At 57.8% G+C, this 13083-nt stretch carries 14 protein-coding genes; 13 read left to right on the top strand and 1 reads right to left on the bottom strand.

All coding sequences use genetic code 11. The features are described from left to right. Window positions 1-5: 5 nt before the first annotated feature. Window positions 6-1070: a nitronate monooxygenase family protein gene (locus HWX34_RS18610; protein ID WP_178973663.1), complete on the bottom strand. Its 1065-nt coding sequence runs from the start codon at window positions 1068-1070 to the stop codon at window positions 6-8. Between HWX34_RS18610 and HWX34_RS21415 the strand changes: the two genes are divergently transcribed. The 13 genes from HWX34_RS21415 (at window position 1035) to fabZ (ending at window position 13081) form a co-directional block, all read left to right on the top strand. Next, the gene (locus tag HWX34_RS21415) at window positions 1035-1349 is read left to right on the top strand and encodes a hypothetical protein (protein WP_255497551.1); all 315 of its coding nucleotides are present in this window, start codon (window positions 1035-1037) and stop codon (window positions 1347-1349) included. The two genes, HWX34_RS18610 and HWX34_RS21415, sit on opposite strands and share 36 nt — an antisense overlap. A 141-nt stretch (window positions 1350-1490) precedes the next feature. Beyond that, entirely contained in the window at window positions 1491-2219 is a 729-nt protein-coding gene (gene rpsB, locus HWX34_RS18600) for a 30S ribosomal protein S2 (RefSeq protein ID WP_178973662.1), read from the top strand. A gap of 75 nt (window positions 2220-2294) precedes the next feature. Next, on the top strand, window positions 2295-3161 hold the full coding sequence (gene tsf, locus HWX34_RS18595; protein ID WP_045844998.1) for a translation elongation factor Ts: 867 nt from the start codon (window positions 2295-2297) through the stop codon (window positions 3159-3161). 92 nt (window positions 3162-3253) lie between these two features. Beyond that, window positions 3254-3973 (top strand): UMP kinase, encoded by a 720-nt coding sequence (gene pyrH / locus HWX34_RS18590; protein ID WP_045844999.1) that lies wholly within the window; start codon window positions 3254-3256, stop codon window positions 3971-3973. 81 nt (window positions 3974-4054) lie between these two features. Continuing rightward, window positions 4055-4612 (top strand): ribosome recycling factor, encoded by a 558-nt coding sequence (gene frr, locus HWX34_RS18585; RefSeq protein ID WP_045845049.1) that lies wholly within the window; start codon window positions 4055-4057, stop codon window positions 4610-4612. Between the two features lie 11 nt (window positions 4613-4623). Then, window positions 4624-5373, top strand: a complete 750-nt coding sequence (locus HWX34_RS18580) for an isoprenyl transferase (protein WP_178973661.1) — start codon at window positions 4624-4626, stop codon at window positions 5371-5373. 6 nt (window positions 5374-5379) lie between these two features. Continuing rightward, window positions 5380-6186, top strand: coding sequence for a phosphatidate cytidylyltransferase (locus tag HWX34_RS18575; RefSeq protein ID WP_178973660.1), 807 nt, complete (start codon window positions 5380-5382; stop codon window positions 6184-6186). A 9-nt stretch (window positions 6187-6195) separates the two neighbouring features. Then, entirely contained in the window at window positions 6196-7377 is a 1182-nt protein-coding gene (gene ispC / locus HWX34_RS18570; RefSeq protein ID WP_178973659.1) for a 1-deoxy-D-xylulose-5-phosphate reductoisomerase, read from the top strand. Next, window positions 7371-8717 (top strand): RIP metalloprotease RseP, encoded by a 1347-nt coding sequence (gene rseP, locus HWX34_RS18565; protein WP_178973658.1) that lies wholly within the window; start codon window positions 7371-7373, stop codon window positions 8715-8717. Before ispC ends, rseP begins: the two co-directional genes overlap by 7 nt. Window positions 8718-8726: 9 nt before the next feature. Continuing rightward, window positions 8727-11027, top strand: coding sequence for an outer membrane protein assembly factor BamA (bamA, locus tag HWX34_RS18560; RefSeq protein WP_178973657.1), 2301 nt, complete (start codon window positions 8727-8729; stop codon window positions 11025-11027). Window positions 11028-11045: 18 nt separating this feature from the next. Further along, entirely contained in the window at window positions 11046-11534 is a 489-nt protein-coding gene (locus HWX34_RS18555) for an OmpH family outer membrane protein (protein WP_178973656.1), read from the top strand. 52 nt (window positions 11535-11586) lie between these two features. Next, complete coding sequence (gene lpxD / locus HWX34_RS18550; RefSeq protein ID WP_178973655.1) at window positions 11587-12636, top strand: UDP-3-O-(3-hydroxymyristoyl)glucosamine N-acyltransferase; 1050 nt, start codon at window positions 11587-11589, stop codon at window positions 12634-12636. Next, entirely contained in the window at window positions 12629-13081 is a 453-nt protein-coding gene (gene fabZ / locus HWX34_RS18545) for a 3-hydroxyacyl-ACP dehydratase FabZ (RefSeq protein WP_045845007.1), read from the top strand. The genes lpxD and fabZ overlap by 8 nt, the downstream gene beginning before the upstream one ends. Window positions 13082-13083: the final 2 nt, after the last annotated feature.

The following is a 13083-nucleotide window of genomic DNA, read 5'->3' as shown; positions in this document are numbered from 1 at the left end:
TGATGTCATGATTGCTTGTGTTGAGCGGTCGTCACCCGTTGCAGCGAGTTCAGGTGGGATAGACGGTCATCGGCCTCTTGCATTACGCGTGTAAACAGCTCATCCACAGCGGGAATGTCATCAATCAGGCCTTGTACCTGGCCAATCAGCTGCACCCCTTGCTGATGGTTGCCTTCTTCAATGGCAAGGCGGATGGACTCGGTGGCTGCGCCAAACAAAGCCAGTTGGCGCAGCTCTTGCGGCTTCTTCAACATGCCGCCCAATGCCACCTTGAGTACCGGCATGTCCAGCTTGCGTGCAACAGCGCTGGCCTTCCAGGCGGCCATTAGCAGATTCATTGGCTTGCGACAGGCTGCGCGCGCAGTCGGGGTGTCCATCATGCGGCACCACAGGCCATCGAAATTACGTGAATACAAGGTGTCGCTGACGCTGCATTGACGAATCATTTCCTTGCTGGTGGCATGGACCGGGCTTTCGCGAGTCATGGCCAGGCGGCTGCCCATGGCGATGGCATCGGCTCCCAGTGAGAGTGCGGCCAGCAGGCCGGCACCGCTGCCAAAGCCGCCAGTGGCGATGATGGGCAGGCTGCTGACCTTGCGGATAGCAGGAATCAAAACCAGTGAAGTGACCTCGCCACCATGGGCGGCCGCTTCGTGGCCCGTGACCAGCAAACCGTCGACACCGGATTTCTCGGCAGAAATGGCGTGTTTTTCCGTTACCACGGTAGCAATCACCTTGCCACCGTAGGCGTGGGCACGCTCGACAATCCAGTCACCCTTCCCTAGAGAGAAATTAATCACTGGCACTTGTTCTTCCAGTGCCACCGCGCAATTGTCATGTGCGCCGGGCATCATCAAGGTGCAACCAATGCCAAATGGCTTGTCAGTGAGTTCGCGGATGCGGCGGATGGCGGCGCGGGTTTGCGCGGCATTGAGCGGCCCTGTCGCCAGGATGCCCAGTCCCCCGGCATTGGCGGTTGCGGCCACCAGTTCGGGGGTGGCGATGTAGCTCATGCCAGGGCAGACAAGTGGCAGTTGAACGCCAAAAGTTTCGGTAAATCGGGTTTGCATGATGATGGCCGCCGGGTGGTTTACACTATGGCGCTATTGTTCAGGCTTTTTCCGAAAAATTCAAACGGTTGTTTGATTATGTACATGGTATTGATTGGCTGGCTTTATGTAGTGTTGATGCTGGCCGTTGCACAGAACAGTCTGTGGGCAACATTTTCCATCCTGTTCTTCCTGGGTTTTTTGCCCACCCTGTTTATTGCAAGAATGACACGCCGCCGCCTGCGCAAACGCCAGGAATTGGCGCAAGAGCAGGAAAATCAAGGCAAGACGCTTGAGTGAGGCCGGTGTACGGTGCTAGAATCCTGCGTCCTCTGCATTGGGCAGGGGAAACACTACGCACATCCGCGCCAAAGGGTGCCGTCAATGCAAAGCGACGGTTGTCTGCGCGGATGGAGGCTTAACCCTTTAAGGAGTTTTTGCATGTCCACCAACGTTACCATGCGTCAAATGCTTGAGGCCGGTGTTCACTTCGGCCACCAAACCCGTTTCTGGAACCCGAAGATGGCTCAGTACATCTTTGGCAGCCGCAACAAGATCCACATCATCAACCTGGAAAAGACTCTTCCGCTGTTCATCAGCGCCCAGGAATATGTGCGTCGTCTGGCTGCCAACAAGGGTACCGTAATGTTTGTTGGTACCAAGCGTCAGGCGCGTGAGATCGTCCGTGAAGAAGCTGCCCGTGCTGGCATGCCGTTTGTTGATCACCGCTGGCTCGGCGGCATGCTGACCAACTACAAGACCGTGAAGCAGTCCATCAAGCGTCTTGAAGAGAAGCGTGCCATTCTGGAAGGCGCTGATACCGGTTACAACAAGAAAGAACTGTTGGACCTGCAACGCGAAGTTGACAAGCTGGAACGCTCGCTGGGCGGTATCAAGGATATGAAGGGCCTGCCGGATGCCATCTTCGTTATCGACACTGGCTACCAGAAAGGTACCATCGTTGAAGCCAAGAAACTGGGTATTCCGGTAATCGGCGTTGTTGATACCAACAACTCGCCGGATGGCATCGACTACGTGGTTCCGGGTAACGACGACTCCAGCCGTGCCATCCGCCTGTACGCTCGCGGCATCGCCGACGCCGTACTGGAAGGCCGCGCCCAGTCGCTGCAGGAAGTCGTGGCCGCCGCTGAATCGGCCCAGGCTGAGTAAGCAGACTCGAAAGAGGGGCGCAAGCCCCTTTTTTGAGACCTGACTACCCTTACATATCGAATACAGGAGTTACAAATGGCGGAAATCACCGCAAAAATGGTTTCGGATCTGCGCGCTGCTACTGGCCTGGGCATGATGGAATGCAAGAAAGCTCTGGTTGAAGCCGAAGGCGACGCTGCCAAGGCTGAAGAAATCCTGCGCATCAAGTCCGGTAACAAGGCTTCCAAGATGGCTGGCCGTCTGGCTGCCGAAGGTATCATCGGTTCTTACGTTGCCGGCGGCGTTGGTGCCCTGGTTGAAGTGAACTGTGAAACCGACTTTGTTGCCAAAGACCCGACTTTCGTTGCGCTGGCCAATGCCGCTGCACAAGCTGCTGCCACTGCCAACCCGGCTGATGTTGAAGCCCTGTCCGCTGTTGTGATCGACGGCCAGTCCGTTGAAGACATTCGCAAGGCTGCCATCGCCAAGCTGGGCGAAAACATGACTATCCGTCGTTTCGTTCGTTACGAAACCACCGGTACCATCGCCACCTACCTGCACGGTGCCAAGATCGGCGTTATCGTTGACCTGAAGGGTGACGAAGCGCTGGGTCGTGACATCGCCATGCACATCGCTGCTTCCAAGCCGATCTGTGTATCCAAGGATCAGGTTCCGGCCGAAACCCTGGAACAAGAGCGCAAGATCTACACCGCTCAGGCTGCCGAATCCGGCAAGCCGGCCGATATCGTCGCCAAGATGGTTGAAGGCCGCGTCAACAAGTTCCTGGCCGAAGTGACCCTGGTTGGTCAGCCTTTCGTCAAGAACCCGGACGTGACTGTAGAAAAGCTGCTGGCTGAAAAATCTGCTTCCGTAAACGCATTCGCCATGTTTGTTGTTGGCGAAGGTATCGAGAAGAAGGTTGTAGACTATGCTGCTGAAGTGGCTGCTGCTGCCAAGCTGTAAGTCTGACAAGACTGTATGATCGAACGGCACCCTGCCTGCAGGGTGCCGTTTTGCAAACTGAATGCCCCAAACACACCCAACTCGAGGTTACCATGAGCCAAGCTCCTTCCTATAAACGCATTCTGCTCAAGCTGTCCGGTGAGGCCCTGATGGGCGACGATAACTACGGCATCAACCGCTCGACCATCGAGCAGATTGTCGGTCAGATCAAGGAAGTGGTAGAGCTGGGCGTACAGGTTGGTATCGTGATTGGTGGTGGCAACATCTTCCGCGGCGTATCCAGTGCTGCCAGCGGCATGGATCGTGCTACGGCCGACTACATGGGCATGATGGCCACCGTGATGAATGCGCTGGCGCTGAAGGATGCCATGGGGAAGGTTGGCGTGGTGGCGCGTGTGCAGTCCGCCCTTACCATGCAGCAAATTGCCGAGCCCTATGTACGCGGCAAGGCCATGCAATACCTGGAAGAGGGCAAGGTGGTGATTTTTGGTGCCGGCACCGGCAACCCCTTTTTCACCACGGATACCGCAGCAGCACTGCGCGGCATGGAAATGAATGTCGACATCATGCTGAAAGCCACCAAGGTAGATGGCGTGTATACCGACGATCCGAAGAAAAATCCGGATGCTGTGCGTTACCAGACCCTGACCTTTGATGAAGCCATCGGCCGCAACCTGAAGGTGATGGATGCCACCGCCTTCGCGCTGTGCCGCGACCAGCACCTGAACATCAAGGTGTTCAGCATCTTCAAGCAAGGTGCGCTCAAGCGCGTAGTGCTTGGCGAAGATGAAGGCACGCTGGTACACTGCTGAGCTTGATGAATACCAAGGGGCGGAAACGGCTGGAAGCCGCTTTCCGCCTTGTTTTTCAAAGTACCGATTTTTGGAGCAAGCATGATTAATGAAGTCAAGAAATCCGCCGAGCAGAAGATGACCAAGTCTCTAGAGGCGTTCAAGACCGACCTGACCAAAGTACGTACGGGTCGCGCCCATACCGGCATTCTTGATCATGTCATGGTCGACTACTACGGTAGCGACGTGCCGGTAAACCAGGTGGCCAATGTCAGCCTGATTGATGCCCGCACCATTGGCGTACAGGCATGGGAAAAGAATATGGTGGCCAAGATCGAAAAAGCCATTCGCGATTCCGATCTGGGCCTGAATCCGGCGTCCATGGGCGACATCATTCGCGTGCCGATGCCGATGCTGACCGAAGAGCGTCGCCGTGACCTGATCAAGGTGGTGCGTAGCGAGGCTGAAGGCGCGCGCGTTGCTGTACGCAATATTCGTCGCGATGCCAATAATGAATTCAAGAACCTGATCAAGGACAAGGCCATTACCGAGGATGACGAACGCCGCGGTCAGGACGACATCCAGAAAATGACCGACAAGTACATCGCCGAGATCGACAAGGCGCTGGCGGCCAAAGAAGCGGACCTGATGGCGGTATAAAGGAAATAGCCTTGTTTGGAAGCTCCACCAAGGACGTGCCGGAGGTGCGCTGCGTACCCCGGCATATCGCCATCATCATGGATGGCAATGGCCGCTGGGCCAAGAAGCGTTTCCTGCCGCGGGTGGCAGGGCACAAGAAGGGCCTGGACACTGTCCGTGAAATTGTCACCACCTGCAAGGAAATGGGGGTGGAGTACCTGACGCTGTTTGCCTTCTCCACCGAAAACTGGCGTCGTCCGCCGGACGAGGTGAGCTTCCTGATGGACCTGTTCATCCGCGCGCTGGAAAACGAAGTGAGCAAGCTGCATGCCAACAATATCCGTCTGCGGGTGTTGGGTACGCGCGAGCGCTTCAGTCCGGCGCTCGCCGAGCGCATCCAGGCAGCTGAAGACAAAACGGCAGGTAATGACGGGCTGGTGCTCAGCATTGCTGCAGACTATGGTGGCCGCTGGGACGTGCTCAATGCAGTCAACGGCCTGATTGCCGATGGCGTCAGTGAAATCACTGAAGAAAACCTGGCTTCCCGTTTGTCCACTCACTGGGCACCGGAGCCGGATCTGTTCATCCGCACCGGCGGTGAGCAGCGCATCAGCAATTTCCTGTTGTGGCAGCTGGCTTATTCCGAGTTGTATTTCACTGATCTGCTGTGGCCGGATTTCAACCGGGCTGCGCTGGATCAGGCACTGGACTCCTACCGCTCGCGCGAGCGCCGTTTTGGCCGCACCAGCGAGCAGCTGCCCGAACAGCAGCGCAGAAACTGACCCCTCATGCTCAAGACCCGCATACTGACTGCTCTGGTGTTGCTGCCGCTGATGCTGGCGGCATTGTTCCTGTTTCCGGCGGATGGCTGGGCCGCGTTTTCCTGGCTGATCATCCTGTTGGCCCTGTGGGAATATGCCCGCATGACGCCCTTGCGCGGCATGGCCAAGTGGGCGTATCTGGCCTTGAGCACGGCGTTTGCCGCTGTCTCCTGGGGGCGGGGCTGGCATATGCCGCAGGCTGCACATGTGCTTGCACTTGTCTTCTGGTTGCTGGTCATGCCGCTGTGGCTGGCCCGCCGCTGGGCGGTGAAATCCTCCGGCGTGGCAGCCGTGCTCGGCTGGGTGCTGATGCTGCCGGCCTGGTATGGCTTTCTGGAGTGGCGACCGCAGGCTGATGCCAGCCATGCGCTGACCTTACTGGCCGTGATGGGCCTGGTGTGGGTGGCGGATGTCGCCGCTTATTTCTCCGGCAAGGCCTTCGGCAAGCGCAAGCTGGCACCTTCCATCAGTCCCGGCAAAAGCTGGGAAGGCGTGTACGGCGCACTGGTGGGTGTGGCTGTTTATGTGGTCATTGTCAGCCGGCTGGGCTGGATTTCCGTTGGTCTGCCGGTATGGGCGCTGGTATTGCTGGCCTTGCCCTTGACCGCTGTCAGTGTCTGTGGCGATTTGCTGGAATCCTGGTTCAAACGTGCCTCAGGCATCAAGGACAGCAGCAAGCTGCTGCCCGGTCATGGCGGCGTTTATGACCGAATCGATAGTCTCATTGCCGTTCTGGCAGTCAGCAATGCGCTGCGCGTGCTGGGCGGGCTGTAAGCACATCTCATGAAACCTCAAGGCATTGCAGTTCTTGGGGCAACCGGCAGTATCGGCGTCAATACGCTGGATGTGGTTGCCCGTCATCCCGAGCGCTACCGTGTGGTGGCGCTCACGGGTCATCATCAGGTCGACCGTCTGTTTGAGCAGGCCTGCCGTTTTTCTCCCCTTTATGTTGTCGTGGCGGATGCCGCATCTGCCAATGACTTGCAAGGCCGCTTGCATGCGCAGGGCCTGGCTACCGAAGTACTGCATGGCGCGGCTGCGCTGGAGCATGTGGCCAGCCTGCCCGAAGTGGATGTGGTGATGGCCGCCATCGTGGGAGCTGCCGGTTTGCCATCCGCCATGGCGGCGGCGCGCGCGGGCAAGAAGATACTGCTGGCCAACAAGGAATCCCTGGTGGTGGCAGGTCGCCTGTTCATGGAGGCCGTGCGCGAACATGGTGCCACCTTGTTGCCGGTGGATAGCGAGCACAGTGCCATCTTCCAGTCCTTGCCGCATGACTATGCCGGCAATCTGGAAGCCTCCGGCATCCGCAAGATCATCCTTACCGCCTCGGGCGGCCCCTTCCGCCAGCACAGTGCCGAAGCCTTGTTGCACGTCACGGTGGAAGACGCCTGCCGTCACCCTAACTGGGTGATGGGGCGCAAGATTTCCGTGGATTCGGCCAGCCTGATGAACAAGGGGCTGGAAGTGATCGAGGCGCACTGGCTGTTTTCGGCCCCGCCCGAGCAGATTGACGTGGTGGTGCATCCGCAAAGCGTGATTCATTCCATGGTGCAGTACCGTGATGGTTCGGTGATGGCCCAACTGGGCTCGCCTGACATGCGTACCCCGATTGCCTGCGCACTGGCCTGGCCAGAACGTATCGAAGCCGGTGTCAGCTCGCTGGACTTTTTCAGCATGGGCAGCCTGACTTTCGAACAGCCGGATCTGCATCGCTTCCCCTGTCTGGGCCTGGCGTTCGATTCCCTGCGCAGCGGTGGCGATGCCCCTGCGGTGCTCAATGCAGCCAATGAAGTGGCGGTGGCGGCCTTCCTGGAAGGGCGCTTGCGCTTTGTCGATATTGCCGCCGTGGTGCACGCCACGCTGGCGGGTGTCAGCCTGTCACCCAGCACCTCGCTGGCTGCCTTGCTGGACAAGGATGGCGAAGCGCGTCGCTTTGCCATGAACAAGGTGGGTTCATGCTGACATTCCTGGCATTCCTGGCGGCCATTGGTGTACTGGTCACTTTTCACGAACTGGGCCACTACTGGGTGGCGCGTCTGTGCGGAGTGAAAGTCCTGCGTTTCTCGGTAGGCTTTGGCGCGCCGCTCTATACCTTCCGTCGCGGCGATACTGAGTGGGCCATCAGCCCCATTCCGCTGGGCGGTTATGTACGCATGCTGGATGAGCGCGAAATGGATGTCGCGCCGGAAGAGCGTCATCTGGCTTTCAATACCCAGTCGGTTTACAAGCGCATGGCGATTGTAGCGGCTGGTCCGCTGGCTAATCTGGTGCTGGCCGTACTGTTTTACTGGATTGTCATCGCGGGTGGCGTCACGCAGTTGCTGCCGCAAATCGGTACGGTCATCACCCCCAGTCTGGCCGCTACTGCCGGTTTTCAGCCTGGAGATCGAGTGCTGTCGGTCAATGGGCAAAAAGTGGATGACTGGCAAGCGCTGCGACTGGCGCTGGTGGATGCCGTCGGTAGCGGTGATGTGCCGCTGCGCGTGCAGGTGAAGACGGCCCAGTCGGCTACATTGCTGCGCAGTATCGACCCGGCCCAGGCGGATGAAGATACCCTCAAAGCCCTGGAGCAGGGTAATCCCGGTTTCATGCCCATGCGCTACCTGCCCGCCATCGGCGGTCTGGAAGAAGGGGGCGTGGCCGCGCGAGCCGGCCTGAAAACCGGGGACAAACTGATTGCCGTGGATGGCAAGCCCCTGGCCAGCTGGGACGCCTGGGTGCGTCTGGTGCATGAGAGCCCGGGCAAGGAATTGCTGATCCGCATTCAGCGTGATGGCAAGCCGCTGGACATCAAGCTGCGTCCTGCTACCGTGGCCGATGGCGATGTGATGATAGGCCGTATCGGCGCGGCACCGCTCGTGGATGCTGCCTGGATGAAACAGCTGGCATTCACCCACAAGCCTGGCGTTGCTGAAGCTGGTGTGGAAGCCTGGCACAAGATGACTGACACTGCGTGGATGAGTCTGAAGTTTCTGGTGCGTATGGTGATTGGCCAGGCCTCGCTGGATAATCTGTCCGGCCCGCTGACCATCGCCAGCATTGCCGGGCAGACTGCGCGCGAAGGCTGGAGTCCCTACCTGGAATTTCTTGCGCTGATCAGTGTCAGCATCGGGGTGCTTAATCTGTTGCCGATACCTGTGCTGGATGGCGGGCACTTAATGTATTATGTCGCGGAGCTGGTCAAAGGCCGCCCGCTGAGCGAGCGTGCGCAATTGTTTGGACAGAAGATCGGATTCATCCTGCTGGCGTCGCTGATGCTGTTTGCCGTGCTGAACGACATCAGCCGCCTTTTTGGGGGTTAAAACAAACCTATGAAATTGAAATTACTCGCGGCCGCTGTGCTGGGCATGACTACGGCAACAGCTGTTTGGGCTGCGGATCCGTTCGTGATCAAGGATATCCGGGTTGAAGGCCTGCAACGTACCGAAGCCGGTACGGTCTTCAACTACCTGCCGGTCAAGGTGGGCGATACATTCAATGACGAGAAAGCACGTGAGTCCATCAAGAGCCTGTTTGCCACCGGCTTCTTTGATGATGTACGCGTGGAGTCGCGTGATGGCGTGGTGATTGTTGCTGTTGCCGAGCGACCGGTAATTACCCAGCTGAACATCAATGGTGCCAAAGAATTCAGCAAGGATCAGCTCAAAAAGGCCCTGAAGGATAACGGCTTTGCCGAATCCCGCATTTTTGACCAGGCCCTGCTGGACGGCGCAGTGCAGGAACTGAAGCGTCAGTATTACAGCCGTGGCAAGTATGCGGTGGAAATCACTCCGCAGGTCACCAAGCTGGAGCGTAACCGTGTGGCGGTTACCCTGGACATCACCGAAGGGGTGACAGCCCAGATCAAGGACATTCATTTTGTCGGCAACAAGGCATTCAGTCAGGATAAGCTGCTGGATGAAATGACCCTTACTACTGGTGGCTGGCTCTCCTGGATCACCAAGGACAACCAGTACTCCAAGCAAAAGCTGACTGGCGATCTGGAGAAGCTCAAGGCCTTTTACCAGAACCAGGGCTATCTGGAATTCAATATCGAATCCACCCAGGTATCCATCAGCGCCGACAAGCAGCAAATGTTCCTGACGCTGAACATCAATGAAGGCAGCAAGTTTACCGTTGCCGACATCAAGCTGGCCGGTGATCTGAAGGTGCCGGAAGCCGAGCTGCGCAAGCTGATTACCGTCAAGCCCGGCACCGTGTTCGACAATGAAAAGGTGACCGACAGCGTGAAGGCGCTGAGTGACCGTCTGGGCAATGAAGGCTATGCCTTTGCCAACGTCAATGCCTTGCCGGACATCAACCGCGACAAGCAGCAAGTGGGCTTTACTTTCTTCGTGGACCCGGGTCGCAAGACCTATGTACGCCGCGTCAACATTGCCGGTAACACCAAAACCCGCGACGAAGTGGTGCGCCGCGAACTGCGCCAGCTGGAAGGCTCGGTTTACAATGCGGCCAATGTGAAGCGCAGCAAGGACCGTGTCGAGCTGCTGGGCTACTTTGAAGATGTGAACGTGGAAACCCCGGCTGTGGCGGATGCGCCTGATCAGGTGGACATGAACATCTCCCTGAAGGAGCGCGCCACCGGTAGCATTTCCGCCGGGGTGGGCTTTGTGCAAGGCGAGGGCATTCAGCTGTCGGCCAGTATTTCGCAGAGCAATATTTTCGGCTCGGGCAAATACATGTCCTTCGGTATTTCCAATGGCTCGGTCAATAAGTCTGCCACACTGTCGTTTACCGATCCGTACTTCACTGCCGATGGCGTAAGCCTGGGTTACGACCTGTACCACCGCGTTTACAAGCCGTATAACAGCTCGTCCTCCAGCACTACACACTACAAGACCTCCACCGATGGTGCCGCCATGCGCTTTGGTGTGCCGGTGACGGAAACCGACCGTATCAACTTCAGCTTGGGGCTGGAGCAGACCACGGTGGGTACCTGGAGCGACAGTCCCACGCGTTATCTGGACTTCGTCAACAAGTACGGCAGTCGTAACCTTTCACTGATTGGTACCGCCGGCTGGGGGCGTGATACCCGTGACAGCTCGCTGTGGCCGACACGTGGTGCCAACATCAAGGTACAAGCCGATGCAGCCCTGCCGGGCGGCGACCTTGAATGGTACCGTCTGACGCACTCGCAGCAGTGGTTCTTCCCGCTGTCCAAAACCTTCACCTTGATGCTGAACGGTGAAGTTGGTTATGCCAACGGCTATGGCAAGACTTCCACCTTGCCGTTCTTCCAGAACTTCTACCTGGGTGGTCTGGGTTCGGTGCGTGGTTACGATACCAATAGTCTGGGCCCGAAGGATGCCAGCACTGGCGACTATCTGGGCGGTACACGCAAGGCAGTGGCCAACGCGGAAATCCTGTTCCCCTTCCCGGGGATGAAGGACAACAAGTCGGTCCGTGCCAGTGTATTCTTTGACTCCGGTACGGTTTGGGACAGCACCGTCAGTGGTAGCACCCCGAGCAGCGAACTGCGTTACTCCACCGGTGCGGCCGTGACCTGGCTGTCCCCGCTGGGTCCGATGAAGTTCAGTCTGGCCAAAGCCCTGCGCAAGAAGGAAGGCGACAAGTATCAAAGCTTCCAGTTCCAGCTGGGTACCGTCTTCTAAACCGAAAGAGGCCTGAACATGAAATCAACTTTCAAGTGCTTGATTGCCGGGCTGGCCATGGTCAGCCTGCAGGCCTCGGCCGCAGACTTCAAGCTGGGATTCGTCAATATCGAGCGGGTATACCGCGAGGCGGCTCCGGCGATTGCCATCCAGAAGAAACTGGACAAGGAATTCGCCGACCGTCGTGCCGAACTGAAAAAAATGGAAAAGCGTGCCAAGGAGCTGGAAGGCCTGCTGGCCAAGAGCACGCTGTCCATTGACGACCGCAAACGCTACGAGCGCGAATACGCAGGACTGGATCGCGACTATCAGGCCAAGGCCCGCGAGTTGTCGGAAGACTTCAACCAGCGTCGCAACGAAGAGTTTGCCTCGGTGCAGGAGCGCGCCAACCGGGTGTTGCGCCAGATTGCTGATCGCGAACAATACGACCTGATCCTGCAGGATGTGGTTTATGTCAATCCTAAGTACGACCTGACCGGTAAGGTGCTGAAGGAACTGGAAAAATAATCCTGCCTAACTGTTACGGGAGAAGCCGACCCGGGGTCGGCTTTCATTTTTGATGGCGTACACACTTTCTCATATCGTGGCCAGCCTGGGTGGTGTGCTCAAGGGCGAAGACCGCACGGTCGAACGCCTGGCACCACTGGATGTGGCAAGTGCAAGCGATATTACCTTTCTGTCCAATCCCAAATACCGCAAGCAGCTGGACGGATGTGCCGCCGGCGCGGTGATTGTTTCACCCAAGCTGGAAGCAGAGCTGGACCCAGCACGCTCCTGGATTGTGGTGGATGACCCCTATCTGTATTTTGCCAAGGTGGCAACCTTGTTCCACCCGCCCGCACAGCCGCAGCCCGGCATCCATGCCAGTGCGGTGATCGGCGAGGGCGCTGTCATTGCTGCCAGCAGCGAAGTACGCGAACACGTCAGCATCGGGGCCGGTGCGGTGATTGGCGAACGCTGTATCCTGCACCCCGGTGTGGTAATCGGGGCTGGTACGGTATTGGGCGATGACGTGGTGCTTTATCCCAATGTCACGATTTACCATGGCTGTGTGCTGGGCAATCGCGTAGCAGTGCATTCGGGTAGCGTGATCGGAGCGGATGGCTTCGGTCTGGCATGGGCCAAGGATCAGTGGTTCAAGATTCCGCAAACCGGCCGTGCCATTCTGGAAGATGACGTCGAAGTAGGGGCCAACAGCACCATCGACCGTGGCGCACTGGCAGATACCATCATCCGGCGCGGTGCCAAGATCGACAATCTGGTGCAGATTGCCCACAACGTGCAGATTGGCGAGCATACCGCCATCGCCGGTTGTGTCGGCATTGCCGGCAGTACCACTATCGGTGCGTATTGCACGGTGGGCGGGGCTGCCATGTTTGTCGGCCACATCGAAGTGGCTGACAAAACGCATATCGGAGGCGGTACGTTGGTGTCGAAGTCCATTCGCCAGCCAGATACCTATGCTTCGTCCTACCCGCTGCAAACCATGAAGGAATGGCTGGGTAATGCCGTTCATGTAAGACATCTGGACGATCTCGCCAAGCGGATAAAACAACTCGAACGCGAGATCGGCATGCTGAAAGAAAACAAGGACAATACAAATGACTGAACACGCCGTAAACATTGATGTACGTGAAATCATGAAGTGCCTGCCGCACCGCTATCCCTTCTTGCTGGTGGATCGTGTGACCGAAATGGTGCCGGACACCCGCATCAAGGCGCTGAAGAACGTCACCATCAACGAACCCTTCTTTTGCGGCCACTTCGAGCAATACCCGGTCATGCCGGGTGTGCTGATCATCGAAGCGCTGGCACAGGCTGCCGGCATCCTGGCGATCAAGAGCCAGGGCGAGCGCGCGGAAAACGAGCTGTACTTCTTTGTCGGCATCGACAAGGCCCGCTTCAAGCGCCAGGTCGTGCCGGGCGACCAGCTGATCTTCGAAGTAGAGCAAATCACCGTGAAGCGTGGCATCGGCAAATACAATGCCCGTGCGCTGGTGGATGGTCAGGTGGCTTGTGAAGCCGAAATCATGTGTGCCAAACGCGAGGTCTGAGC

The organism is Aquitalea sp. LB_tupeE (assembly GCF_013391415.1).
Classification (GTDB): Bacteria; Pseudomonadota; Gammaproteobacteria; order Burkholderiales; family Chromobacteriaceae; genus Aquitalea.
This window is presented reverse-complemented; position numbering and strand designations above follow the sequence as displayed.